We start from the raw sequence: 23,970 nt of genomic DNA, 5'->3' as shown, positions 1-23,970 counted from the left end.
TAATGCAAACCGTTTTAGCGAAAATCGTCGCAGACAAGGCGATTTGGGTAGAAGCCCGCAAACAGCAACAGCCGCTGGCCAGCTTTCAAAATGAGATCCAGCCAAGTACACGCCATTTTTATGATGCGCTCCAGGGCGCGCGTACCGCCTTTATTCTGGAGTGTAAGAAAGCATCGCCATCAAAAGGCGTGATTCGCGACGATTTCGATCCGGCGCGTATTGCCAGTATTTATCAACATTACGCCTCGGCGATCTCGGTGCTCACCGACGAAAAATATTTTCAGGGGAGCTTCGATTTTCTGCCGGTCGTTAGCCAAAGCGCGCCGCAGCCGATTCTGTGTAAGGATTTTATTATCGATCCCTATCAGATCTACCTTGCCCGTTACTATCAGGCCGATGCCTGTTTACTGATGCTCTCGGTTCTGGATGACGAACAGTATCGCCAACTCTCCGCCGTCGCGCACAGTCTGAAAATGGGCGTGCTCACGGAGGTCAGTAATGACGAAGAACGGGAGCGCGCGATAGCGTTAGGCGCAAAAGTGGTAGGTATCAACAATCGCGATCTGCGCGATCTGTCGATTGATTTGAATCGCACCCGCCAGCTGGCGCCAAAACTGGGCCACGGCGTGACTGTCATCAGCGAGTCCGGGATTAACACCTATGGTCAGGTACGCGAACTGAGCCACTTCGCCAACGGTTTTTTAATTGGCTCCGCGTTAATGGCGCATGACGATCTTAACGCCGCCGTCCGTCGCGTGCTGTTTGGCGAGAATAAAGTCTGCGGCCTGACCCGCGCCCAGGACGCTAAAGCGGCCTGTGACGCTGGCGCAATATATGGCGGGTTGATTTTTGTGCCCTCATCTCCACGCGCGGTGAGCGTTGAGCAGGCGCGAGAAGTGATAAGCGGCGCACCATTGCAGTATGTCGGCGTTTTCAAGAACGCTGATATCGCCGATGTTTGCCAGAAAGCCGCCGTCCTGTCGCTTTCTGCCGTACAGCTACATGGCAGCGAAGACCAGGCGTATGTCAACGCGCTGCGCGAGGCGTTGCCGCGCAATGTGCAAATCTGGAAGGCGCTGAGCGTTAGCAATGCCCTTCCCGCACGCGATTATCACCATGTCGATAAATACATTTTCGACAATGGGCAAGGCGGCAGCGGGCAGCGCTTCGACTGGTCACTGCTACAGGGGCAACCGCTGGATAATGTGTTACTGGCGGGCGGGCTGGCGGCCGATAACTGCGTCCAGGCGGCGCAAGTCGGCTGTGCCGGTCTCGATTTTAATTCAGGTGTGGAGTCACAGCCGGGCATCAAAGATGCTCGTCTTCTGGCCTCAGTTTTTCAGACACTGCGCGCATATTAAGGAAAAAACATGACAACACTTCTCAATCCCTACTTTGGTGAATTCGGCGGCATGTATGTGCCGCAGATCCTGATGCCTGCGCTGAACCAGCTTGAAGAGGCCTTCGTCAGCGCGCAAAAAGATCCTGAATTTCAGGCGCAATTCGCCGATCTGCTAAAAAACTACGCGGGACGCCCCACCGCGCTGACGAAATGCCAGAACATTACCGCCGGTACGCGTACCACGTTGTATTTAAAGCGCGAAGATTTACTGCACGGCGGCGCACACAAAACCAATCAGGTACTGGGTCAGGCGCTGCTGGCCAAACGGATGGGGAAAAGCGAGATTATCGCTGAAACCGGCGCCGGTCAGCACGGCGTCGCCTCTGCGCTCGCCAGCGCCCTGCTGGGTCTGAAATGCCGTATCTATATGGGCGCCAAAGACGTTGAGCGCCAGTCGCCGAACGTCTTCCGTATGCGTCTGATGGGCGCTGAGGTTATCCCGGTTCATAGCGGCTCCGCTACGCTAAAAGATGCCTGTAACGAGGCGCTGCGCGACTGGTCCGGTAGTTACGAAACCGCGCACTATATGCTCGGCACGGCGGCAGGACCGCATCCCTATCCCACCATCGTTCGCGAGTTCCAACGCATGATTGGCGAAGAGACGAAAGCGCAAATCCTCGACAAAGAGGGCCGTCTGCCAGATGCCGTTATCGCTTGCGTCGGTGGCGGCTCAAACGCTATCGGGATGTTTGCGGATTTTATTAATGATACCAGCGTCGGGCTAATAGGCGTTGAACCTGGCGGTCACGGTATTGAAACCGGCGAGCATGGCGCGCCGCTTAAACATGGTCGCGTTGGCATCTATTTCGGGATGAAAGCGCCGATGATGCAAACAGCGGACGGGCAAATTGAAGAGTCCTATTCCATTTCCGCCGGGCTCGATTTCCCGTCCGTTGGGCCGCAACATGCGTACCTGAACAGCATCGGACGCGCGGATTATGTCTCCATTACCGATGATGAGGCGCTGGAAGCCTTCAAAACGTTGTGCCGCCATGAGGGAATTATCCCGGCACTGGAATCCTCCCACGCGTTGGCGCACGCTCTGAAAATGATGCGCGAGCAGCCGGAAAAAGAGCAACTGCTGGTGGTCAATCTCTCTGGCCGCGGTGATAAAGACATCTTTACCGTACACGATATCCTGAAAGCGCGAGGGGAAATCTGATGGAACGCTACGAAAATTTATTTGCACAGCTCAACGATCGCCGGGAAGGCGCTTTTGTCCCCTTCGTAACTCTGGGCGACCCTGGCATTGAACAGTCACTGAAAATTATCGACACACTGATTGACGCTGGCGCCGACGCTCTGGAACTGGGGGTTCCCTTCTCCGATCCGCTGGCCGATGGCCCTACCATCCAGAATGCGAACTTACGCGCCTTCGCCGCTGGCGTCACGCCGGCTCAGTGTTTTGAAATGCTGGCGCTGATTCGTGAAAAACACCCGACCATTCCGATTGGCCTGCTAATGTACGCGAATCTGGTGTTCAATAACGGCATAGATGCGTTCTATGCCCGTTGTGAACAGGTTGGCGTAGATTCCGTGCTGGTCGCAGATGTCCCGGTTGAAGAGTCGGCCCCCTTCCGCCAGGCGGCGTTACGGCATAATATCGCGCCGATCTTCATCTGCCCGCCAAATGCGGATGACGATCTTCTGCGCCAGGTCGCATCTTACGGCCGCGGTTATACCTACCTGCTTTCGCGTTCGGGCGTCACCGGCGCGGAAAACCGTGGCGCATTGCCGTTGCATCATCTCATTGAGAAGCTTAAAGAGTACCATGCCGCGCCTGCGTTACAGGGCTTCGGTATCTCCTCTCCGGAACAGGTGTCTGCGGCCGTGCGTGCCGGGGCGGCTGGCGCTATCTCCGGCTCAGCCATTGTCAACATTATCGAGAAAAACCACGCGTCTCCCGAACAGATGTTGGCGGAGCTCAGGTCCTTTGTCTCAGCGATGAAAGCCGCCAGCCGCGCATAACGGGTTAAGCCGTCAGCATAACGCTGGCGGCTTAATGAGAGGTTTGCACCGAACCAGAATCACGATTCAGGCGTACATCATCAATCTTTTTGGTGTTATTCCCCGTCCAGCTTTCAAAAAGTCTGAAGTCAATTTTTGCTAAGAAAACTCCTAATCACGCCGAAAAATTTAGCGTTTTCACGTCAATTTCCCCCACCTTTATGTAAAGAAATGTCAATAAACAATGCATTAACGTTTCTATGGCCGCAGATAGTGACGCTTGTTATTAATAGCAATGCAAATCATTTTCTGTTAAATCGCTTATTCTAAAAGAAAATATAGAATATATTATCTCTAAACCATTTTTTGTGCGTTATTTACGCGGCAAATCACAACTATTTCCGTCAATTTGACTAATCGGTTTAACCAACTAATTTTAATAGGGTGTCGACACGGTTAAAACCGATTTTTTCAGCAAGCAACGAGACAGGAGAAATAATATGGCCGAACATCGTGGTGGTTCAGGAAATTTCGCCGAGAATCGTGAAAAAGCATCTGAAGCGGGCCGCAAAGGCGGTCAGCATAGCGGCGGGAATTTCAAAAACGATCCGCAACGAGCTTCTGAAGCCGGTAAAAAAGGTGGTCAGAATAGTCACGGCGGACGTAAATCCGATAATTCCTGATTTACTGTAATGTAAATATAACACATGCTTTTATCAAGCAATCTGCGAGTCTTCTGGCTCGCAGTATTTTGCCCAGGAGAATTAGATTTATGAATATCAAAACCGTTGAAGACCTTTTTATCCATCTACTTTCAGATACCTATAGTGCAGAAAAACAATTAACCAAGGCTCTTTCTAAACTAGCCAGAGCCACGTCCAATGAAAAATTAAGCCAGGCCTTTCAATCTCATCTTGAAGAAACCCAGGGTCAGATTGAACGTATTGATCAGATCGTCGAATCTGAATCTGGCATTAAACTGAAAAGAATGAAATGCGTCGCTATGGAAGGGCTGATCGAAGAAGCCAATGAAGTCATCGAAAGTACGGAGAAAAACGAAGTACGCGATGCAGCGCTTATCGCCGCGGCGCAAAAAGTCGAGCATTACGAAATCGCCAGCTACGGCACGCTAGCCACCCTGGCCGAGCAGCTCGGCTATAGCAAAGCATTAAAACTGCTCAAAGAAACCCTCGACGAGGAAAAACAAACTGATTTAAAACTTACCGATTTAGCAGTCAGCAATGTTAATAAAAGTGCTGAACGCAAATCGAAATAATATTTTTAATTATCAGCTTGCATGATTCCGATTTTATTATCGGAGCAGATTATCACGCATTGAGGAATGTAAAATGAATTATACTGAACATTATCATGACTGGCTTCGTGACGCCCATGCCATGGAAAAACAGGCAGAATCGATGCTTGAATCTATGGCCAGCCGTATTGAAAATTATCCTGATATAAAAGCCAGAATTGAACAACATATTAGTGAAACCAAACATCAAATTACCATGCTCGAGGAAGTGTTGGACCGTAATGGCATTTCCCGTTCGGTGTTGAAAGACTCCATGAGTAAAATGGCAGCAATGGGGCAATCTATCGGTGGCATGTTCCCTTCCGATGAAATTGTCAAAGGCTCAATTAGCGGTTATGTTTTCGAGCAGTTCGAAATTGCTTGTTATACCTCCCTGCTGGCGGCGGCAAAAAAAGCTGGCGACACTGCCTCAATTCCAACGATTGAAGCCATTCTGAAAGAAGAAATGCAAATGGCTGACTGGCTTATCAAACATATTCCGCAGACAACGGAACAATTTTTACTGCGATCTGAAGCAGATGGCGTTGAAGCCAAAAAATAAATAATAAGCAGGAGGCAATATGTTTCGACACGTAAAACAACTTCAATATACTGTGCGAGTGAGCGAACCTAATCCTGGATTAGCGAACCTGCTGCTGGAACAGTTTGGCGGCCCGCAGGGCGAACTGGCGGCCGCCTGCCGCTACTTCACGCAAGGTTTAAGCGATGATGATGCCGGTCGTAGAGAGATGTTAATGGACATCGCCACCGAGGAGCTAAGTCATCTGGAAATTATCGGCTCACTGGTAGGAATGCTTAATAAAGGCGCTAAAGGCGAGCTGGCGGAAGGTACCGAAAGCGAAGCGGAACTTTATCGCTCGCTGACGCAGAATGGTAATGACAGCCATATCACCTCTCTGCTGTATGGCGGCGGCCCGGCGTTGACGAACTCCGGCGGCGTACCGTGGACCGCGGCTTATATTGATACTATCGGCGAAGTCACAGCCGATCTACGCTCAAACATCGCGGCAGAGGCGCGAGCGAAGATCATTTATGAACGCCTGATTAACCTGACCGACGATCCTGGCGTAAAAGACACGCTCAGTTTCTTAATGACCCGTGAAGTCGCGCACCAGCTCTCTTTTGAAAAGGCGCTGTATTCGATTCGTAACAACTTCCCGCCGGGTAAATTACCGCCGGTAGAACAGTATACCGACGTGTACTACAACATGTCGCAAGGCGACGATCCGCGAGGTAGCTGGAATAGCGATGAGAACTTCAACTATGTCGCAGAACCGATGCCTGCTGTTGATGGCGGCGATGGCCTGGCGACAGTGAAATTGCCGCGCGAGCAGATGGCGCTGCTCAAAGCGATGGCAGAAAGAACGAAATCGGACCCCACCGTTGATCCTCTCACTGGCGCAGAACTAGGCTGCGGCGAACCGAAAGAAGACAAGTGAGTTCCGACAAGTAAAATCCGTGTGTCATGTCCTTTTTTGACCCCGCCTGGCGGGGTCTTTTTTCGTCACAACATCACGCGATTAGAAACGATAGCCTGCCGAGAACATAAATACCCATGGGTCCAGACGCACGCTGTCATGATGCTGAACGCCGCCCATTTTATAATTGGCGGTAGTATCAATATCCATGTACCAGACAGAGGCGCCAATTAACCAGTCGCGGTTAATCAGGTAATCTACCCCAACTTGCCCTGCCGCGCCCCAGGAATCCTTAAAGCTCAGATCGGACAACCCGGCATTTTTACCATTATCGTTAAAGTCGTTATCGAAGAAGGTGGTGTAGTTCACCCCCACGCCGACATAAGGACGCACTTTGCTGCTGGAATCGCCGAAGTACCACTGCGCCATTAACGTTGGCGGTAACAGGTGGACCGTGGCGATATCGCCCGTCGCGCCCGTACCCACCTTATGGCGGAACGGCGTGGCCGCCAGCAATTCAACCCCGATATTGTCCGTCGCCATGTAAGTGAATGTCAGGCCGAGTTGCGTGTTATTACTCACATCAAACCCGTTTAAATGCCCCAGCGTACCACCCGCCCCTTCTGTAGGTCTGACGGTTGCCGGACCTGCACGCATAAAGAATTCTCCGGCTTCGTGCGCGAACGCGCTGCCTGAGAGAAGAGTTGTTAACGCCAGTGCCGCCACTGTAAATTTTTTCATACCCGCTCCATCGTTATGGTTATAAAAGCGTGATGAATATACCCACAATGAAGTAATAAGTGATCTAACACAGATCACATTTGTTCTTATAATTTAACATTTATTGATCCAGATTAATTTAGAACTTGTATTGAAAATCCTGGTTATAGGAGTTCAGATCAATTTTGACATATTCACGCTATGCAAATATTTGTCTGCTCCTGTTGCCCTGGCGATAAAGGCTGGCTAAGGTAATCAATGTCCCGCAATGGCGCGTGGCGTTAAGATTCGCGAACACTGCGGGACAGATTAATTTCCGTTGTAATCTATTGATACGTGAGTTTTTTGCAGGTGAATCATGAGCGTTCTTAACCCATGCATGACATGCGGTGCCTGTTGTGCCTATTTTCGTGTCTCCTTTTATTGGGCGGAAGGCGACGACGCCAGCGGACGCGTTCCGGCGTCATTAACCGAGCCTGTTACCCCTTTTTTACGTTGTATGGCCGGCACCAACCAAAAACAGCCGCACTGTAAAGCGCTAATTGGCACGCCGGGTGAAAACGTCAGTTGCGCTATTTATGAAAACCGCCCTTCAACCTGTCGCGAATTTTCGATATCGGGCGAAGGAGGCGAAGTGAATGAGGCGTGCAATCGCGCCCGCGCGCGATACGGATTACCGCCGCTTTACAAAGATATGCTTTTCCATACAACTGCTGATGCTGCCACTGTAGAGTTATCCAGGGTACAATTGCCCGCAAATTAACACCTGCAAAACTCAAGGAGAGTGCATGTCTATCACGGCGAAGTCCGTTTACCGTGACGCCGGAAATTTTTTCCGAAATCAATTTATTACTATCTTGCTGGTTTCGTTGCTGTGCGCATTTATCACGGTGGTCTTAGGTCATGCCTTTTCACCCAGCGATGCGCAAATCGCGCAACTCAGTGAAGGAGAACATCTGGCAGGCAGCGCTGGCCTGTTTGAGCTGGTACAAAATATGACGCCGGAGCAGCAGCAGATCCTGTTGCGCGCCTCTGCCGCCTCGACGTTTTCCGGGCTTATCGGCAACGCTATTCTGGCCGGCGGTATCATCCTGATGATTCAGTTAGTTTCAGCGGGACATCGGGTTAGCGCGCTGCGCGCTATCGGCGCCAGCGCCCCTGCATTGCCTAAACTGTTTATTCTCATTTTTCTGACTACCCTGTTAGTGCAAATCGGTATAATGATGATTGTCGTTCCGGGGATTATTATGGCCATTGTGCTGGCGCTTGCGCCAGTGATGTTGGTTGAAGAGAAAATGGGCGTGTTTGCCGCAATGCGCAGCAGTATGCGTTTAGCCTGGGCTAACATGAGACTGGTCGCGCCTGCGGTGATAGGCTGGTTACTGGCTAAAACATTGCTATTGCTGTTCGCGCCCAGCTTCGCTGTACTGACCCCAAATGTAGGCGCTGTACTGGCGAATACGTTGAGCAATCTGATTTCCGCAGTATTGCTTATCTACTTATTCCGCCTGTATATGTTGATTCGCCAATAATCCGCAATGCGCCGTTACGCGGCGCATTCGACGCTCGTTGATGATGGAATCGAAGAATGAAGCAGTTTCTGGATTTTTTACCGCTGGTTGTCTTTTTTGCGTTTTATAAACTTTATGACATCTATGCGGCGACCTCCGCACTGATTGTCGCGACGGCAATCGTGCTGATTTATAGCTGGGTGCGCTATCGGAAAATAGAGAAGATGGCGCTGATTACCTTTGTTCTGGTTGCCGTCTTCGGCGGTCTGACGCTCTTCTTCCATAACGATGAATTTATTAAATGGAAGGTGACGGTTATTTATGCGCTGTTCGCCGGCGCGCTGTTAATAAGCCAGTGGGTGATGAAAAAACCGTTAATCCAACGTATGTTAGGTAAAGAACTGGCGTTGCCGCAGCAGGTCTGGTCAAAGCTGAACCTGGCGTGGGCGCTGTTTTTTATTGCGTGCGGTCTGGCTAACATTTATATCGCCTTCTGGTTGCCGCAAAATATCTGGGTCAACTTTAAGGTCTTTGGACTCACGGCGCTGACGCTCATTTTTACCCTGCTGAGCGGCGTCTATATCTACCGGCATCTGCCACAGGAAGATAAATCATAACCCTCCCGTGACTTATCATCGCCAGACTGCGAACGCCTGGCGATATTTTCTCCGCCTTTACGCCCTGTGCTTTCCCGTCAGTACCTTTATTCCCACTATTCTCCACACAAAATTCATAGTAGCATCGCGGCTGTAATTTTTTCTGATAGTCGGTTTTACAATGACAACAATGGATAATACTCCTCAGGGCGAGCTGGTTTTACGTACATTGGCCATGCCTGCCGATACCAATGCGAACGGCGATATTTTTGGCGGCTGGCTGATGTCGCAAATGGATATTGGCGGCGCGATACTGGCCAAAGAGATCGCGCACGGTCGGGTTGTAACCGTACGCGTGGAAGGAATGACATTTCTGCGCCCCGTCGCGGTTGGCGATGTCGTATGCTGCTACGCGCGCTGCGTTAAACGCGGTACGACGTCTATTAGCATCAATATTGAAGTCTGGGTGAAAAAAGTCGCGTCAGAACCGATTGGACAGCGCTACAAGGCCACCGAGGCGCTGTTTATTTATGTTGCCGTCGATCCGGACGGTAAACCTCGCCCGCTCCCGGTTCAGGGTTAAGTATACCCGCTTACGCCGCCAGCAGGTGATGGTATATTCCTGGCTGGCGGCGCCAGAGATTACTCAATCTGCGCCGTACCGTTCAGACGGAAGATAATATTGACCACCAGCCCGGAACCCGGCTTGCCTGCTTCATAGCGCCATTTGCGCATCGCATTCTTAACTTCACGCTCAAACATATTGGCTGGCTGCGCGGACAGAATCTGTACATTTTCCACTCGCCCAGCAGAGGTCACGTCAAACTTCACCTTTACGCGGCCTTCAATACGTAACGCCTGTGCTCGCGCCGGATATTGCGGCTGGTTACGGCTCAGAGCGCGAGGTCCAGTGGGTACGCTCACCGCCGGCTTGCTGGTCGCCGAGGCGGTGCTGCTTGTTGGCCGCGCCGGGGCGCTATTTTCAAACGGTGAGGCAGGACGCGGCGCGGCTGGTTTGACTTCCCGCTTCGGCTGCTCTTCAACCTTTTTCACCGGTTTCGGTTTCGGCTTGGGTTTTGGCTTAGGTTTGGGTTTCTCAATCACCACGGGCGCTTCTTTAGGCGGTTCAGGGATCGGCTCTGGCTCCGGTTCGGGTTCAACCACCGGCTCCGGCGGCGGCTGAACCGCCTGGGGCGGCTCCAGGTCGGCGGGTGAAACCATTGTCACCGTGATAGGCTGCGCTGGCGCAGGCAATTCAATAACCTGATGTACCGAGGTATAGAGCAAACCTGCCACTACAGCACCATGAATGCCTACGGAAAGGAGTGTCGGCCAGGGAAAGCGACGAGGTAAATCAAGGGTCATTGAAGTCATAATCGTTTCAGTTGAAAAACCAGAGCTGAATTTTAAATGCAAATAGCAATCATATTCAATAAGGCATTGCCGATAGCGGCATTTAAAAGATGATATCGCGCAAAAACACCACACAAAATGTGCATGTTTAACAAAGTCGGTATCTTTACATTGCAGTTAAATGCCCTTTCCAATAACGTAATCAGCAACTTTTACCGATTAAGGAGCTCTACCCGTGCTGTATGTTATTTACGCTCAGGATAATGCCAACTCGCTTGAAAAACGCCTCTCGGTACGGCCCGCGCATCTGGCGCGCCTGCAACTTCTGCATGATGAAGGGCGATTATTAACTGCCGGGCCGATGCCCGCAGTGGACAGTAACGATCCTGGGGTAGCCGGATTTACCGGGTCAACGGTGATTGCTGAATTTGAATCTTTAGAAGCAGCGCAATCCTGGGCTGATGCGGATCCCTACGTCGCAGCGGGCGTCTATGCGCAGGTTTCGGTCAAACCGTATAAGAAGATCTTTTGAAAAGTATGGCCTGTTGGGCACCGCATACGGTGCCCTTTCTGGCTCACACACCGTGAATCGCAAAGAGTAATGAATTACGCTGACGATTAAAGATGCATTTCCTGATAGTATGGATACGCATATTACGGCGTGATTGCCCTTCAAGCCAACGCGCTTTACGGCGGCTCGCCTGACGTAGCATTCGCCAGCGCCCCACTTCCGTTCTACTACGCTTCATGTTTACGACTCTCACTGTAACAGAAGCGCCATTATACCCCCTCGCCGGATGCAGACCAGCGCTTTTCCCGTGTTTTTATTTGCCATGTGAATCCTGACGCGTAAACTCTTAACAACACGCTTTCTAAAGGATTTTTAAAGTTATGACAACCTTCTACACCGTGGTGAGTTGGCTGGTCATTTTGGGATACTGGGTTCTCATTGCCGGCGTCACATTACGTATTCTAATGAAACGGCGCGCAGTTCCCTCCGCAATGGCCTGGTTGTTAATCATCTATATCCTTCCGCTGGTTGGGATCATCGCCTATTTGTCCGTGGGCGAATTGCATTTAGGCAAACGTCGCGCCGAGCGTGCCCGCGCCATGTGGCCGTCTACCGCCAAATGGTTGAATGACCTCAAAGCCTGCAAACACATTTTCGCGCAAGAAAACAGTAGCGTCGCATCGTCCTTGTTTAAGCTGTGCGAACGACGTCAGGGGATTGCGGGCGTCAAAGGCAACCAGTTGCAATTGCTTACCGACTCCGATGATGTCATGCAGGCGCTTATTCGCGATATCCAACTGGCGCGGCATAATATCGAAATGGTGTTTTACATCTGGCAGCCAGGCGGCATGGCGGATCAGGTCGCTGAATCGTTAATGGCCGCCGCCCGCCGCGGCATCCACTGCCGGCTTATGCTGGATTCCGCGGGTAGCGTCGCTTTCTTCCGCAGCCCCTGGGCGGCCATGATGCGTAACGCTGGCATTGAAGTCGTAGAGGCGTTGAAGGTGAATCTGATGCGCGTCTTTTTACGCCGTATGGATCTTCGCCAGCACCGTAAAATGGTGATGATTGACAATTACATCGCCTATACCGGCAGTATGAATATGGTGGATCCGCGTTTTTTCAAACAGGATGCCGGCGTTGGACAATGGGTCGATTTGATGGCGCGGATGGAGGGCCCCGTGGCGACAGCAATGGGGATTGTTTACTCCTGCGATTGGGAAATCGAGACGGGTAAACGCATTCTGCCGCCCCCGCCGGATGTGAATATTATGCCGTTTGAGCAGGCCAGCGGGCATACCATTCATACCATTGCTTCCGGACCTGGTTTTCCGGAAGATCTCATTCACCAGGCACTATTAACCGCCACCTATGCTGCGCGCGAATATTTAATTATGACCACGCCATATTTCGTCCCCAGCGACGATCTGCTGCACGCTATTTGTACCGCTGCGCAGCGCGGCGTGGATGTCAGTATTATCCTGCCCCGTAAAAATGATTCACTGCTCGTCGGCTGGGCCAGTCGCGCCTTTTTTAGCGAGTTACTGGCGGCGGGCGTGAAAATCTATCAGTTCGAAGGCGGGCTGTTACATACCAAAAGCGTGCTGGTCGATGGCGAACTGAGCCTGGTCGGTACCGTGAATCTCGACATGCGTAGCCTGTGGCTTAATTTCGAGATTACGCTGGTCATTGATGATATGGGTTTCGGCGCCGATCTGGCTGCGGTACAGGACGATTATATTTCGCGCTCCCGCCTGTTAGATGCGCGTTTGTGGGTAAAACGTCCGTTATGGCAGCGTATTACCGAGCGATTGTTTTACTTCTTTAGTCCATTGCTGTAAAACGTGACCAACATGAGTAAACAGGTAGTCACTATGGAAATGGATCTGAACAATCGCCTGACTGAAGACGAAACGCTTGAGCAGGCTTACGATATTTTTCTTGAGCTGGCGGCGGATAATCTTGATCCGGCTGATATCATTCTGTTCAATTTGCAATTCGAGGAGCGCGGCGGCGCGGAGTTGTTTGATCCCGCTGAAGACTGGCAAGAGCACGTCGATTTTGACCTGAATCCAGACTTTTTTGCCGAGGTGGTGATTGGCCTGGCGGATACCGAAGACGGCGAAATTAACGACATTTTTGCCCGCGTTCTGCTGTGCCGGGAAAAGGACCACAAGCTGTGCCATATTCTCTGGCGCGAATAAGCGGTTCAGGCCGGATGGCGTCTGATTGCGCCCTCCGGCAAGCCTGTTTAATCCGGTAGCTTACTGCCGCATCGGTTACAATATTGCGCGCTATGTTCATGCTGGCTTTGCTGGCACTGCGGACATTTTCGCTGCCAGTGACGTTTTTGAAACGCGCTGCTCATGTGCGTGGTAATCAGTCCTGTAGGAATCGCAATCACCGAATAACCAATCAAAATAAGCACCGACGCGACAATACGTCCCAGCGGCGTATGCGGCGTAATATCACCGTACCCCACGGTTGTGACTGTCACTATCGCCCAATACACCGAGGCATTAAGCGTCGTAAAGCCATATTTCGGTCCTTCAATAAGATACATCAGGGCACCGAAAATAATCATCACGATCGCAATAAATGAATAGAACAGAATAAGCTGATGACGCGCGCTAATAATGGCGCTCCAGAATACCCGCAGAGATGGCATAAAGCGTAGCAGTTTAAGAATACGCAGCACGCGAATCGCTCGCATTGCGCGCCAGGCAAACATATAGTTCAGGCTAATTTCCGGCCACAGCCACATGACGTACAGCGGCAAAATCGTCACCAGATCAATAAATCCCCAGAAACTAAAAACGTATTTTGCCGGTTCGGGCCAGCTAAACAGTCTGAGCAAGTATTCACCGGTAAATATCAGGGTAACGCAGAGCTCCAGCCAGACAAAAATATGCCATTCATCAAATGTCAGGTGATATTCCGTTCCTACGCCTGATTCAACAAAAATGACCAGTACGCTAAGCAGCGCAAACAGCGCGCATAACCCTTCAAAACGGCGACCTGAGCGCGTAGTCAAATCGAACAGATTATGATAAAGACGACGGCGAACCGACGACAAAGAAAGTGACACGGTAACCTCACCTAAAAGAAGGGCTGACGAATTGTCAGCCCTTGCGATTATAACGGGTCTACTTTAAGGCAGGAAACGGCATGGCGAAAACTCCCTTCCAGCACCGGTCGCGTTTGCGCGCATTCTGGCCCGGCTAGCGGACAGCGTGTACGGAACACGCAGCCGGAAGGCGGGTTAATGGGCGAAGGTAATTCGCCCTCCAGCAATTGTATCTTCTTATTTCGCTCCAGATCGGGATCGGGAATCGGTACCGCCGACATCAGCGCTTTGGTATAAGGATGCAGTGGATTATGGTACACCTCATCATAGGTGCCCAATTCTACTGCATGACCGAGATACATCACCAGGACACGATCGGATATGTGCTTTACGACCGCCAGATCGTGCGCAATAAAAATCAACGACAGCCCCATCTCTCGCTGTAACTGCTGGAGCAAATTCACCACCTGCGCCTGAATAGAAACGTCCAGCGCCGACACCGGCTCATCGCAAATAATGAGCTTAGGTTCCAGGATCAACGCCCGGGCGATACCGATGCGCTGGCACTGCCCCCCGGAAAATTCATGGGGATAACGGTTGATGAGATTCGGCAGCAGCCCCACTTTCAGCATCATGGCTTTCACGCGGTCACGCACGTCCTGGCGCGAAAGTTTAGGATGATAAGTGCGCAGCGGTTCCGCGATAATTTCGTCAATCGTCATTCGCGGGTTGAGTGACGCCAGCGGGTCCTGGAAAATCATCTGGATATCGCTGCGCACTTCGCGCCACTCATCCGCTTTCATGCCCAACAGATCTTTTCCCAGCCAGGCGACTTTACCGTCTGTCGCCTTCACCAGACCAATAATGGCGCGCGCAAACGTCGACTTGCCGCAGCCGGATTCACCCACCACGCCAAGCGTTTCGCCTTCATACAGGCGTAGTGTAACGCCGTCCACCGCTTTCAGAGTTTTCGGCGGTTGCCAGAACCACTGCTTCCCTTCTTTGATATCAAAATGTACTTTCAGATCGGCGATTTCGAGGAGAACTTTACGTTGTTCAATCACAGCATTCATAGCAGTTCCTCCACCGGTTTAAAACAGGCGCGCAAGCGACCAGGACTAAACGCTTCAAGTGGCGGCGCATTATTGCAGATCTCCATCGCATGAGGACAACGCGGCTGGAACGGACAACCTTTAGGCAAACGCAATAAATTGGGAGGATTGCCCGGAATCGTCAGCATTTCCGCCCCCTCGCTATCCAGACGCGGCACCGCATTAAGCAGGCCTATCGAATACGGATGAACGGGCTGATAAAAGACATCGCGCGCCTTACCGTATTCCATGGTACGCCCGGCATACATTACCAGGACCTTATCGCAAATACCCGCGACCACGCCCAGATCGTGGGTAATCATGATAATGGCGGTATTAAATTCGCGCTTTAGCTCATTAAGCAAGGTCATAATCTGCGCCTGCACGGTAACATCAAGCGCGGTGGTAGGCTCATCGGCAATAAGCAGTTTCGGCCTGCACAACAGCGCCATCGCAATCATCACACGTTGACGCATTCCGCCGGAAAATTCGTGCGGGTACATTTTCATCCGTTTGCGCGCTTCCGGCATTTTTACGGCATCCAGCATTCTGACGGACTCTTCAAAAGCTTCCGCTTTGCTCATCCCTTTATGCAGCATCAGGACTTCCATTAACTGCTCCCCAACGCGCATATAAGGATTTAACGAGGTCATCGGGTCCTGAAAAATCATCGAAATCTGTTCTGCGCGCAGCGTATTCAGTTCGCGCTCAGGTAGATTAAGAATTTCACGTCCGTTAAAGGTCGCGGAACCGCCGATTCGACCATTCGTCGCCAGCAGTCCCATTAATGCGAACGCCGTTTGCGATTTCCCCGATCCAGACTCGCCAACAATACCTAACGTTTCTCCAGCGCGAAGCGTAAAGTTCAGATCGTTGACCGCCGTCACATCACCATCAGGCGTAGCGAACGTAACACGAAGATCGTTTACCTCCAGCAGTACATTCGCCGGTTGCGGCGCCTGAGTTGCGGTTTCTGATAAGCTCATGGCTGTACTCCTTAACGATCTTTCGGGTCGAGGGCATCACGCAGGCCATCGCCAATAAAGTTAAAACAGAATAACGTCACCACGAGAAAGCCAGCCGGAAACAGCAGCAGCCACGGTGAGACTTCCATTGAATTTGCGCCATCGCTCAATAACGCTCCCCAACTGCTTAACGGTTCCTGCGTCCCAAGCCCCAGGAAACTGAGGAAAGACTCAAACAGAATCATGCTGGGCACCAGCAACGATGCATACACTACCACTACGCCCAGGACGTTAGGCACAATATGGCGGATCACAATGCTGGCGGTCGACACACCTCCCACCTGCGCGGCTTCGATGAACTCTTTACGTTTAAGACTTAGGGTTTGGCCACGCACGATACGCGCCATATCAAGCCAGGAGACCATGCCGATGGCGACGAAAATCAACAGAATGTTCTGCCCAAAAAACGTCACCAGCAAAATCACAAAGAACATAAACGGGAACGAGTTGAGGATCTCCAACAAACGCATCATCACAGAATCAATTTTGCCGCCCAGATACCCGGACAGCGAGCCATACAGCGTTCCGACAATGACCGCCACCAGCGCGGCGGCAATCCCGACCATCAATGAGATACGCCCGCCGATGGCAACGCGCACCAACAGATCGCGCCCGGAAGAGTCAGTGCCGAAATAGTGGCCGGACGCCATATCCGGCGCGCTGGACATCATGCCCCAGTCGGTATCGAAATAGGTAAATTGCGACAGCATAGGCGCCACTGTCACGAACAGGGCTATCAGAAACAGGACAATAAGACTGGCCACCGCCGCACGGTTATGCATAAAGCGCCGGCGGGCATCTTGCCAAAGGCTGCGACCTTCCACCTCCAGCTTTTCACTGAAATTTTCCAGCGTCTCGCTGTTTTTCTTACTTAACATCATCGCGAGCTCCAGTATCAATAGCGAATTTTCGGGTCGATAACGGCATAGAGCACATCGACAATGGCGTTAAATAATATGGTCAGCGCCCCGACCAGAATGGTCAAACTTAACACCAGCGAGTAATCGCGGTTGAGCGCGCCATTAACGAAAAGCTGCCCAATGCCCGGTAAGCCATAAATCGTTTCAATCACCATTGAGCCGGTAATAATGCCGACAAAGGCTGGCCCCATATAGGATAAAACCGGCAGCAGCGCAGGTTTTAACGCATGGCGGAAGATGATTCTGCGCATCGGTAATCCTTTTGCCCGCGCGGTACGAATAAAGTTCGAATGCAGAACTTCAATCATTGAGCCGCGCGTAATACGAGCGATGCTGGCAATATAGGCCAGTGAAAGCGCGACCATCGGCAGGATCATAAATTTTAACGCCCCGCCGTTCCAGCCGCCGCCAGGCAGCCATTGCAAGGTTATTGCAAAGACCATCACCAGTAGCGGCGCTACCACAAAACTGGGGATAACGACGCCGGTCATGGCAAATCCCATCACCGTATAATCCCATCGCGTATTTTGCTTTAGCGCGGCAATCACGCCAGCGCTGACACCAATAATGACCGCCAGCAAAAAAGCGGCGGCGCCAAGTTTCGCCGAAACGGGGAAGCTGGCGGCAACCAGATCGTTGACCGTGTAATCTTTATATTTAAACGATGGTCCAAAATCGCCATGCGCCAGCTGCTTCAGGTAGCTGAAGTACTGCGTCATGATGGGATCGTTCAGATGATATTTTGCTTCAATATTGGCCAGCACTTCCGGCGGCAATGCGCGCTCGCCGGTAAAAGGACTCCCCGGCGCGAGGCGCATCATAAAGAAAGAGATGGTAATAAGAATAAACAGCGTCGGAATCGCTTCCAGACAGCGGCGTAAAATAAATTTCAACATTGCCCGTACCTTCTGGCCTGTGCCTTTACTTCCCGGACGTGACAAAAGATCCGCCAGGGAAAGTTATAGTGCGATGAAAAAAGACACCATGGGACAACCGCAGTTGTCCCATGTCTTGCCATTAATGTTTGATAATATATAAGTTTTTCACATAAATATTATCCAGCGGGTCTTTACCGGTATACCCGCCCACCCAAGGTTTCACCAGGCGCGCGTTAACGTAGTAATACACCGGCACAATAGCCGAGTCTTTATCTAACTGCTGCTCCGCTTTAGCGTAGAGTTCGCTGCGCTGCGTATCGTCCGCCACTTTCAGCGTGTCGGCAATCAGCTTATCAAACGCCGGGCTCTTATAATGCGCGGTGTTATTTGAACTGTCGGACAACATGGTATTCAGGAACGAGGTCGGTTCATTATAATCTGCGCACCACCCGGCTCTGGCGACATCAAAGGTGCCCTGATGACGGGTATCCAGGAAGGTTTTCCATTCCTGATTCTCCAGATTCACATTGACGCCCAGATTTTTCTTCCAGATAGACGCCACGGCAATGGCCAGTTTTTTATGCAGATCGGAGGTGTTATACAGCAGGTCGAATGTTAAGGGCTTATCCGCCGTAAAGCCGGCTTCAGCCAACAATTTCTTCGCTTCTTCATTACGCTTTTGCTGGGACCATTTGAACCACTCAGGCTCTACCAGTTTTGCGCCATCGGTATACGGCGGCGTATAGCTATAAGCGGGTAAATCGCCCTGATTTTTAACCTTATTAACAATAATGTCGCGATCTAACGCCAGTTTCAGCGCGGTACGCACGCGGACATCGTTAAACGGCGCTTTTTGATTATTAATTTCGTAATAATAGGTACACAAATAAGGGTCTACGCGGACTTCATTCGGGATCTCTTTCTTCAGTTTCTGGAATAATTCAATCGGCATATTGTTATAAGTCATATCGATCTCGCCGCTGCGGTAGCGGTTCACATCCGTCACCTCCGAAGAGATAGGCAAATAAGTCACCTGATTGATGACGGTTTTGGCGTTATCCCAGTATTGCGGGTTACGCTCCAGCACGATACGTTCGTTCACCACCCAGTTTTTTAACTTATAAGCGCCGTTAGTGACAATATTGGCTGGTTGTGTCCATTTATCGCCAAATTTTTCGACCGCCGATTTCGGTACAGGAGACACTGAAGGGTGGACCAACAATTTGTAGAAATAAGGCACCGGCTCACTTAAGGTCACTTCAAAGGTGTGATCATCAAGCGCTTTTACCCCCAGATCGGTGGCGGGTTTTTTACCGGCGATAATGTCATCGATATTAGCGATATGACCGTATTGCAGATAGCTGGCGTACGGCGATGCCGTATTAGGATCGGCCAGGCGTTGCCAGCTATAAACGAAATCATGGGCGGTGACGGGCGTACCATCTGACCATTTCGCATTTTCACGTAGATGGAATGTCCAGACTTTAAAATCTTTATTTTCCCATTTTTCCGCGACGCCCGGTGAAGGATGCCCCTCGACATCACTAATTAATAAGCCTTCAAAGAGGTCACGGCTGACGTTCGATTCCGGCACGCCTTCAATTTTATGCGGGTCGAGAGACTGCACTTCTGATCCGTTATTACGTACCAACGTTTGCTTGTCGGCTAACTGAACGCCGGCGGGCACGTCTGCCGCAGTCGCGGCGCTGGCGGCGATGAGCGCAGTGAGTATTCCCGCTGCAATCAAACTTTTTTTCGTGATGTTAGACATTGTGTTTGTACTCCACTCATTATAATTACTGGTTTTTACCAGCCTGTTTAATCCCGTCAGGGTTCCTGTACAGCACTGGTGGTGTACTGCCAGGTCTGTCACTGCTTTTGCTATCACCGACTTTATTTATTCTGACGATTCGTTCGATCGCCTTTCGTCGATTCGGTATACGACGTACCTGCCCACGTCGCATGTTATTTCTGACAACCATCTAAATGAAAATAGTTATCAACAATGTGAAATCTTCTGCAAAATGTTTGGCCGAAAAGTATCAAATGCGTTTCTGAACCGCCAATTCATTTTACAATTTTGTTAACCAATTCTCTTTTATGGAAAATTTCCTGCCCAGAAAAACAGTTAAGGAATGTTAAAAAGCTTTAATTTATTCTTTATAATCAATAAGTTGAAAGAAAATCGTCTCGCTGTCACATCGTAGGATATACCTGCGCCAGAAAACACACACAAATTTAACAAATGCTCATTATTTAGCACATTCATCTACGATGGAGCTGAAACAACTAATAACATTTCAATAATCCTTCATCAAGCCCCAGAGTATGGTGTGAATAAAATAACAGACCTACCGCTTCTCACGGACTCAGTAATGTTCATAATAGTTTGATTAATAAAAATAAATAGCGTTAGATTATATTAATATTTTTTATCATTTAAACGCTGAATGCTTATCAAAGTAAGAAGTGTTACGTGGGAATGTCACTGGGAATGTCACAAGGCGGCCCCTTAGGGCGCCGCCTGTAAATCAACAGGTGGGAGTTTAGTTGAGCAAGCCGGGGAAAATGCCTTTTATTCCTGTGACAATAAATTCGATGCCGAGCGCCATTAACAACAACCCCATGATTCGGGTAATAACGTTGATACCGGTTTGCCCCAGCAAACGAACCAGCCACGGCGCCATACGGAACACGCCCCAGCAGCAAAGCGCAAAAAGCGCAATGGCAACTGAAAAGCCAAGCAAATGCGCGATGCTGTGATAACGCGTCCCCCAGACGATAGTGGAGCTAATCGCCCCTGGCCCCGCCATTAACGGCAGCGCTAACGGCACAACGCCAATGCTCTCGCGTATGGCCGTCTCTGACTTTTCTTGCTTGTTTTGTTTATCTTCCCCCAGCTTCCCGCTGATCATCGACATTGCAATGGTGACAACCAGGATACCGCCCGCAATTCTGAACGAGTCAATAGAAATACCAAACAGCTGCAGGATGCCATCGCCGAGGAATAAGGAACTCCACAAGATAATCGCAACCGACAGATTCGCGGTGAGGTTAGTTTTATTACGCGCCGTGGCCGTCTGGTAGCTGGTCATGCTGATGAAAACGGGGATAATCCCCACCGGGTTAACCAGCGCAAAGAGCCCGATAAAGAACTTAAAGTAAACAGGAAAATCAAAAAGCGGTTGAATCACGGTTAGCTCCGAAGCGTTAGCCGGATGAAGTCAATGTTCGTTAATGATCAAAACGCGCAGAAGATACGCCTTTTATTCGCATAGTTCACCTCTTATCTACACCTAATTTCATCCATTCATCGCTGTTATTTATATGTACTCGTTATGCTAATCCACTTACTCTTCATGATAACGATTTCTTAACAATTTACATAAAAGGCTAAAATGGCCTGCTGAAAGGTGTCAGCTTTGCGTAATCTTGATTTAGATCACACAATCGCTACTCAGAAGTGAGTAATCTTGCTTACGCCACCTGGACGTAACGCGTTAGAGTTAAATGATACTAACGCAGAAGCTCTTTTAGTAAATCAGAGCGAAACGGACGTTAAGTAACCACCTGAATTTCAGGCATTTATACAAAGTATCGTCGATCTGTCTATACTCACGTATCGCGCAGATGATTTACTAAAAAAGTTTAACATTATCAGGAGAGCATTATGGCTGTTACTAATGTCGCTGAACTTAACGCACTCGTAGAGCGTGTAAAAAAAGCCCAGCGTGAATATGCCAGTTTCACTCAAGAACAGGTCGACAAAATCTTCCGCGCCGCCGCTCTGGCAGCAGCTGATGCCCGCATTCCGCTGGCCAAAATGGCCGTCGCCGAATCCGGTATGGGTATCGTGGAAGACAAAGTGATTAAAAACCACTTCGCTTCTGAATATATTTACAATGCCTATAAAGATGAAAAAACCTGCGGCGTGCTGTCTGAAGACGACACCTTCGGAACCATCACCATTGCTGAACCTATCGGCATTATTTGCGGTATCGTTCCAACCACTAACCCGACCTCTACCGCGATCTTCAAATCGCTGATTAGCCTGAAGACCCGTAACGCCATCATCTTTTCTCCGCATCCGCGCGCTAAAGAGGCAACCAACAAAGCGGCAGACATCGTTCTGCAAGCGGCTATCGCTGCCGGCGCGCCGAAAGATCTGATTGGCTGGATCGATCAACCTTCCGTAGAACTGTCTAATGCGCTGATGCACCACCCGGATATTAACCTGATCCTCGCCACTGGCGGTCCAGGCATGGTTAAAGCTGCATACAGCTCCGGTAAACCGGCAATCGGCGTAGGCGCAGGCAACACCCCGGTTGTCATTGATGAAACCGCTGATATCAAACGCGCTGTGGCGTCTGTTCTGATGTCTAAAACCTTTGATAACGGCGTAATCTGTGCTTCTGAACAGTCTGTTGTCGTTGTTGATTCCGTCTATGATGCCGTTCGCGAACGTTTCGCCAGCCACGGCGGCTACATGCTGCAGGGCCAGGAGCTGAAAGCGGTTCAAAACGTTATCCTGAAAAATGGCGCTCTGAACGCCGCTATAGTCGGTCAGCCAGCCTACAAAATCGCTGAACTGGCAGGCTTCTCCGTACCAGAAACCACCAAGATTCTGATCGGTGAAGTTACAGTCGTTGACGAAAGCGAACCGTTCGCACACGAAAAACTGTCTCCGACTCTGGCGATGTATCGTGCGAAAGATTTCGAAGAAGCGGTAGAAAAAGCAGAAAAACTGGTCGCTATGGGCGGTATCGGTCACACCTCCTGCCTGTACACTGACCAGGATAACCAGCCAGAACGCGTTGCTTACTTCGGTCAGATGATGAAAACCGCGCGTATCCTGATCAACACCCCGGCCTCTCAGGGTGGTATCGGTGACCTGTACAACTTCAAACTCGCACCTTCCCTGACGTTGGGTTGTGGTTCCTGGGGTGGTAACTCCATCTCTGAAAACGTTGGTCCGAAACACCTGATCAACAAGAAAACCGTTGCTAAGCGAGCTGAAAACATGTTGTGGCACAAACTTCCGAAATCTATCTACTTCCGCCGTGGCTCTTTGCCCATCGCGCTGGATGAAGTGATTACCGATGGCCACAAACGTGCGCTGATCGTGACTGACCGCTTCCTGTTCAACAACGGCTACGCAGACCAGATCACCTCTGTGCTGAAAGCGGCTGGCGTTGAAACCGAAGTCTTCTTCGAAGTTGAAGCCGACCCGACGCTTTCCGTTGTTCGCAAAGGCGCTGAGCTGGCGAACTCCTTCAAACCGGACGTGATCATCGCGCTGGGCGGTGGTTCCCCGATGGACGCCGCGAAAATCATGTGGGTCATGTACGAACATCCGGAAACCCACTTTGAAGAGCTGGCGCTGCGCTTTATGGACATCCGTAAACGTATCTACAAGTTCCCGAAAATGGGCGTGAAAGCGAAAATGATCGCCGTCACCACCACTTCCGGTACCGGTTCTGAAGTCACACCGTTTGCGGTTGTGACCGACGATGCAACCGGTCAGAAATATCCGCTGGCTGACTACGCCCTGACCCCGGATATGGCGATTGTCGACGCCAACCTGGTGATGGATATGCCGAAGTCCCTGTGTGCGTTCGGTGGTCTGGATGCGGTAACTCACGCTCTGGAAGCTTATGTTTCCGTACTGGCTTCTGAGTTCTCTGACGGTCAGGCTCTGCAGGCCCTGAAACTGCTGAAAGAAAACCTGCCGGCGTCTTACCACGAAGGGTCTAAAAATCCGGTTTCGCGTGAACGTGTTCACAGTGCAGCGACTATCGCCGGTATCGCGTTTGCCAACGCCTTCCTCGGTGTATGTCACTCCATGGCGCACAAACTGGGCTCTCAGTTCCACATTCCGCACGGTCTGGCGAACGCCCTGCTGATTTGTAACGTTATCCGCTATAACGCGAATGACAACCCGACCAAGCAGACCGCTTTCAGCCAGTACGATCGTCCGCAGGCACGCCGTCGTTACGCTGAAATTGCTGACCACCTGGGCCTGAGCGCGCCGGGCGACCGTACCGCCGCTAAGATTGAAAAACTGCTGGCATGGCTGGAAAGCATTAAAGCTGAGCTGGGCATTCCTAAGTCTATCCGTGAAGCAGGCGTGCAGGAAGCTGACTTCCTGGCACACGTTGACAAACTGTCTGAAGATGCCTTCGATGACCAGTGCACCGGCGCTAACCCGCGTTATCC

General features: G+C 50.8%; 25 protein-coding genes. 15 read left to right on the top strand and 10 right to left on the bottom strand.

From position 1 onward, the window contains the following. Nucleotides 1-2 precede the first annotated feature (2 nt). From trpCF to ABVN36_RS20815, 7 genes are all read left to right on the top strand, one after another. The gene (trpCF, locus tag ABVN36_RS20845; protein WP_023138315.1) at nucleotides 3-1,361 is read left to right on the top strand and encodes a bifunctional indole-3-glycerol-phosphate synthase TrpC/phosphoribosylanthranilate isomerase TrpF; all 1,359 of its coding nucleotides are present in this window, start codon (nucleotides 3-5) and stop codon (nucleotides 1,359-1,361) included. A 9-nt stretch (nucleotides 1,362-1,370) separates the two neighbouring features. Further along, nucleotides 1,371-2,564 carry a tryptophan synthase subunit beta gene (gene trpB, locus ABVN36_RS20840; RefSeq protein ID WP_000209485.1) on the top strand — a complete coding sequence of 398 codons (1,194 nt, stop codon included), beginning with the start codon at nucleotides 1,371-1,373 and terminating at the stop codon, nucleotides 2,562-2,564. Next, on the top strand, nucleotides 2,564-3,370 hold the full coding sequence (gene trpA, locus ABVN36_RS20835) for a tryptophan synthase subunit alpha (RefSeq protein ID WP_000443031.1): 807 nt from the start codon (nucleotides 2,564-2,566) through the stop codon (nucleotides 3,368-3,370). Before trpB ends, trpA begins: the two co-directional genes overlap by 1 nt. A 479-nt stretch (nucleotides 3,371-3,849) precedes the next feature. After that, nucleotides 3,850-4,032 carry a general stress protein gene (locus ABVN36_RS20830; protein WP_000807657.1) on the top strand — a complete coding sequence of 61 codons (183 nt, stop codon included), beginning with the start codon at nucleotides 3,850-3,852 and terminating at the stop codon, nucleotides 4,030-4,032. An 89-nt stretch (nucleotides 4,033-4,121) separates the two neighbouring features. Then, nucleotides 4,122-4,625: a ferritin-like domain-containing protein gene (locus ABVN36_RS20825; protein ID WP_001022826.1), complete on the top strand. Its 504-nt coding sequence runs from the start codon at nucleotides 4,122-4,124 to the stop codon at nucleotides 4,623-4,625. Between the two features lie 73 nt (nucleotides 4,626-4,698). Further along, nucleotides 4,699-5,205 (top strand): ferritin-like domain-containing protein, encoded by a 507-nt coding sequence (locus ABVN36_RS20820; RefSeq protein ID WP_001109977.1) that lies wholly within the window; start codon nucleotides 4,699-4,701, stop codon nucleotides 5,203-5,205. A gap of 19 nt (nucleotides 5,206-5,224) precedes the next feature. Further along, nucleotides 5,225-6,103: a manganese catalase family protein gene (locus tag ABVN36_RS20815; RefSeq protein WP_000488354.1), complete on the top strand. Its 879-nt coding sequence runs from the start codon at nucleotides 5,225-5,227 to the stop codon at nucleotides 6,101-6,103. A gap of 81 nt (nucleotides 6,104-6,184) precedes the next feature. On the opposite strand, the gene ompW is transcribed toward ABVN36_RS20815, so the two are convergent. Next, the gene (gene ompW / locus ABVN36_RS20810; protein ID WP_000714799.1) at nucleotides 6,185-6,823 is read right to left on the bottom strand and encodes an outer membrane protein OmpW; all 639 of its coding nucleotides are present in this window, start codon (nucleotides 6,821-6,823) and stop codon (nucleotides 6,185-6,187) included. A gap of 337 nt (nucleotides 6,824-7,160) precedes the next feature. Here ompW and ABVN36_RS20805 point away from each other — a divergent pair, with 337 nt between their 5' ends. The 4 genes from ABVN36_RS20805 (at nucleotide 7,161) to yciA (ending at nucleotide 9,492) form a co-directional block, all read left to right on the top strand. Beyond that, nucleotides 7,161-7,565, top strand: a complete 405-nt coding sequence (locus ABVN36_RS20805; protein ID WP_000114955.1) for a YkgJ family cysteine cluster protein — start codon at nucleotides 7,161-7,163, stop codon at nucleotides 7,563-7,565. Between the two features lie 25 nt (nucleotides 7,566-7,590). Further along, a complete protein-coding gene (locus tag ABVN36_RS20800; RefSeq protein ID WP_023138316.1) occupies nucleotides 7,591-8,334 on the top strand; it encodes a YciC family protein in 744 nt (247 codons plus the stop codon). 56 nt (nucleotides 8,335-8,390) lie between these two features. Next, nucleotides 8,391-8,930, top strand: a complete 540-nt coding sequence (locus ABVN36_RS20795) for a septation protein A (protein ID WP_000808682.1) — start codon at nucleotides 8,391-8,393, stop codon at nucleotides 8,928-8,930. A gap of 160 nt (nucleotides 8,931-9,090) precedes the next feature. Then, nucleotides 9,091-9,492 carry an acyl-CoA thioester hydrolase YciA gene (gene yciA / locus ABVN36_RS20790; RefSeq protein WP_000210317.1) on the top strand — a complete coding sequence of 134 codons (402 nt, stop codon included), beginning with the start codon at nucleotides 9,091-9,093 and terminating at the stop codon, nucleotides 9,490-9,492. 59 nt (nucleotides 9,493-9,551) lie between these two features. On the opposite strand, the gene tonB is transcribed toward yciA, so the two are convergent. Continuing rightward, nucleotides 9,552-10,274: a TonB system transport protein TonB gene (gene tonB, locus ABVN36_RS20785; RefSeq protein WP_001517937.1), complete on the bottom strand. Its 723-nt coding sequence runs from the start codon at nucleotides 10,272-10,274 to the stop codon at nucleotides 9,552-9,554. Nucleotides 10,275-10,497: 223 nt separating this feature from the next. Between tonB and ABVN36_RS20780 the strand changes: the two genes are divergently transcribed. Further along, complete coding sequence (locus tag ABVN36_RS20780; protein ID WP_000967605.1) at nucleotides 10,498-10,794, top strand: YciI family protein; 297 nt, start codon at nucleotides 10,498-10,500, stop codon at nucleotides 10,792-10,794. Nucleotides 10,795-10,837: 43 nt separating this feature from the next. On the opposite strand, the gene ABVN36_RS20775 is transcribed toward ABVN36_RS20780, so the two are convergent. Further along, nucleotides 10,838-11,011, bottom strand: a complete 174-nt coding sequence (locus ABVN36_RS20775; RefSeq protein ID WP_001531561.1) for a YciY family protein — start codon at nucleotides 11,009-11,011, stop codon at nucleotides 10,838-10,840. A 142-nt stretch (nucleotides 11,012-11,153) separates the two neighbouring features. Between ABVN36_RS20775 and cls the strand changes: the two genes are divergently transcribed. Together cls and ABVN36_RS20765 are read left to right on the top strand one after the other, a co-directional pair. After that, nucleotides 11,154-12,614: a cardiolipin synthase gene (gene cls / locus ABVN36_RS20770; protein WP_023138317.1), complete on the top strand. Its 1,461-nt coding sequence runs from the start codon at nucleotides 11,154-11,156 to the stop codon at nucleotides 12,612-12,614. A gap of 33 nt (nucleotides 12,615-12,647) precedes the next feature. Then, nucleotides 12,648-12,977 (top strand): HI1450 family dsDNA-mimic protein, encoded by a 330-nt coding sequence (locus ABVN36_RS20765; protein WP_000425070.1) that lies wholly within the window; start codon nucleotides 12,648-12,650, stop codon nucleotides 12,975-12,977. Nucleotides 12,978-13,024: 47 nt separating this feature from the next. Here the strand turns inward: ABVN36_RS20765 and ABVN36_RS20760 are convergent, their stop codons facing one another. The 7 genes from ABVN36_RS20760 to ABVN36_RS20730 all read right to left on the bottom strand — a co-directional run bounded on the left by ABVN36_RS20760 (nucleotide 13,025) and on the right by ABVN36_RS20730 (nucleotide 20,948). Continuing rightward, nucleotides 13,025-13,861, bottom strand: a complete 837-nt coding sequence (locus tag ABVN36_RS20760; RefSeq protein ID WP_000059074.1) for an ion transporter — start codon at nucleotides 13,859-13,861, stop codon at nucleotides 13,025-13,027. 47 nt (nucleotides 13,862-13,908) lie between these two features. Continuing rightward, complete coding sequence (gene oppF / locus ABVN36_RS20755; RefSeq protein ID WP_112324605.1) at nucleotides 13,909-14,913, bottom strand: murein tripeptide/oligopeptide ABC transporter ATP-binding protein OppF; 1,005 nt, start codon at nucleotides 14,911-14,913, stop codon at nucleotides 13,909-13,911. Further along, nucleotides 14,910-15,917 carry an ABC transporter ATP-binding protein gene (locus ABVN36_RS20750; RefSeq protein WP_000058857.1) on the bottom strand — a complete coding sequence of 336 codons (1,008 nt, stop codon included), beginning with the start codon at nucleotides 15,915-15,917 and terminating at the stop codon, nucleotides 14,910-14,912. Before ABVN36_RS20750 ends, oppF begins: the two co-directional genes overlap by 4 nt. An 11-nt stretch (nucleotides 15,918-15,928) precedes the next feature. Beyond that, entirely contained in the window at nucleotides 15,929-16,837 is a 909-nt protein-coding gene (gene oppC, locus ABVN36_RS20745) for an oligopeptide ABC transporter permease OppC (RefSeq protein ID WP_000979653.1), read from the bottom strand. A gap of 14 nt (nucleotides 16,838-16,851) precedes the next feature. Beyond that, complete coding sequence (gene oppB / locus ABVN36_RS20740) at nucleotides 16,852-17,772, bottom strand: oligopeptide ABC transporter permease OppB (protein WP_000911097.1); 921 nt, start codon at nucleotides 17,770-17,772, stop codon at nucleotides 16,852-16,854. Between the two features lie 121 nt (nucleotides 17,773-17,893). Beyond that, nucleotides 17,894-19,525: an oligopeptide ABC transporter substrate-binding protein OppA gene (gene oppA / locus ABVN36_RS20735; protein ID WP_001521098.1), complete on the bottom strand. Its 1,632-nt coding sequence runs from the start codon at nucleotides 19,523-19,525 to the stop codon at nucleotides 17,894-17,896. 775 nt (nucleotides 19,526-20,300) lie between these two features. Beyond that, the gene (locus ABVN36_RS20730; RefSeq protein WP_000615840.1) at nucleotides 20,301-20,948 is read right to left on the bottom strand and encodes a YchE family NAAT transporter; all 648 of its coding nucleotides are present in this window, start codon (nucleotides 20,946-20,948) and stop codon (nucleotides 20,301-20,303) included. Nucleotides 20,949-21,424: 476 nt separating this feature from the next. Between ABVN36_RS20730 and adhE the strand changes: the two genes are divergently transcribed. Then, nucleotides 21,425-23,970 (top strand): bifunctional acetaldehyde-CoA/alcohol dehydrogenase (gene adhE, locus ABVN36_RS20725; protein ID WP_393921135.1); only part of this gene is annotated, 2,546 nt, incomplete at its 3' end.

The organism is Salmonella sp. SJTUF15581, from assembly GCF_043356775.1.
Taxonomy (GTDB): Bacteria; Pseudomonadota; Gammaproteobacteria; order Enterobacterales; family Enterobacteriaceae; genus Salmonella; species Salmonella enterica.
The sequence above is the reverse complement of the archived record's forward strand: the minus strand, read 5'-3'. Positions and strand labels throughout refer to the sequence as shown.

Bases quoted from the DNA above. Each gene is read 5' to 3' on its own strand.
- trpCF (WP_023138315.1), top strand. From the start codon at position 3: ATGCAAACCGTTTTAGCGAAAATCGTCGCAGACAAGGCGATTTGGGTA.
- trpB (WP_000209485.1), top strand. From the start codon at position 1,371: ATGACAACACTTCTCAATCCCTACTTTGGTGAATTCGGCGGCATGTAT.
- trpA (WP_000443031.1), top strand. From the start codon at position 2,564: ATGGAACGCTACGAAAATTTATTTGCACAGCTCAACGATCGCCGGGAA.
- ABVN36_RS20830 (WP_000807657.1), top strand. From the start codon at position 3,850: ATGGCCGAACATCGTGGTGGTTCAGGAAATTTCGCCGAGAATCGTGAA.
- ABVN36_RS20825 (WP_001022826.1), top strand. From the start codon at position 4,122: ATGAATATCAAAACCGTTGAAGACCTTTTTATCCATCTACTTTCAGAT.
- ABVN36_RS20820 (WP_001109977.1), top strand. From the start codon at position 4,699: ATGAATTATACTGAACATTATCATGACTGGCTTCGTGACGCCCATGCC.
- ABVN36_RS20815 (WP_000488354.1), top strand. From the start codon at position 5,225: ATGTTTCGACACGTAAAACAACTTCAATATACTGTGCGAGTGAGCGAA.
- ompW (WP_000714799.1), bottom strand. From the start codon at position 6,823: ATGAAAAAATTTACAGTGGCGGCACTGGCGTTAACAACTCTTCTCTCA.
- ABVN36_RS20805 (WP_000114955.1), top strand. From the start codon at position 7,161: ATGAGCGTTCTTAACCCATGCATGACATGCGGTGCCTGTTGTGCCTAT.
- ABVN36_RS20800 (WP_023138316.1), top strand. From the start codon at position 7,591: ATGTCTATCACGGCGAAGTCCGTTTACCGTGACGCCGGAAATTTTTTC.
- ABVN36_RS20795 (WP_000808682.1), top strand. From the start codon at position 8,391: ATGAAGCAGTTTCTGGATTTTTTACCGCTGGTTGTCTTTTTTGCGTTT.
- yciA (WP_000210317.1), top strand. From the start codon at position 9,091: ATGACAACAATGGATAATACTCCTCAGGGCGAGCTGGTTTTACGTACA.
- tonB (WP_001517937.1), bottom strand. From the start codon at position 10,274: ATGACCCTTGATTTACCTCGTCGCTTTCCCTGGCCGACACTCCTTTCC.
- ABVN36_RS20775 (WP_001531561.1), bottom strand. From the start codon at position 11,011: ATGAAGCGTAGTAGAACGGAAGTGGGGCGCTGGCGAATGCTACGTCAG.
- cls (WP_023138317.1), top strand. From the start codon at position 11,154: ATGACAACCTTCTACACCGTGGTGAGTTGGCTGGTCATTTTGGGATAC.
- ABVN36_RS20765 (WP_000425070.1), top strand. From the start codon at position 12,648: ATGGAAATGGATCTGAACAATCGCCTGACTGAAGACGAAACGCTTGAG.
- oppF (WP_112324605.1), bottom strand. From the start codon at position 14,913: ATGAATGCTGTGATTGAACAACGTAAAGTTCTCCTCGAAATCGCCGAT.
- ABVN36_RS20750 (WP_000058857.1), bottom strand. From the start codon at position 15,917: ATGAGCTTATCAGAAACCGCAACTCAGGCGCCGCAACCGGCGAATGTA.
- oppC (WP_000979653.1), bottom strand. From the start codon at position 16,837: ATGATGTTAAGTAAGAAAAACAGCGAGACGCTGGAAAATTTCAGTGAA.
- oppB (WP_000911097.1), bottom strand. From the start codon at position 17,772: ATGTTGAAATTTATTTTACGCCGCTGTCTGGAAGCGATTCCGACGCTG.
- oppA (WP_001521098.1), bottom strand. From the start codon at position 19,525: ATGTCTAACATCACGAAAAAAAGTTTGATTGCAGCGGGAATACTCACT.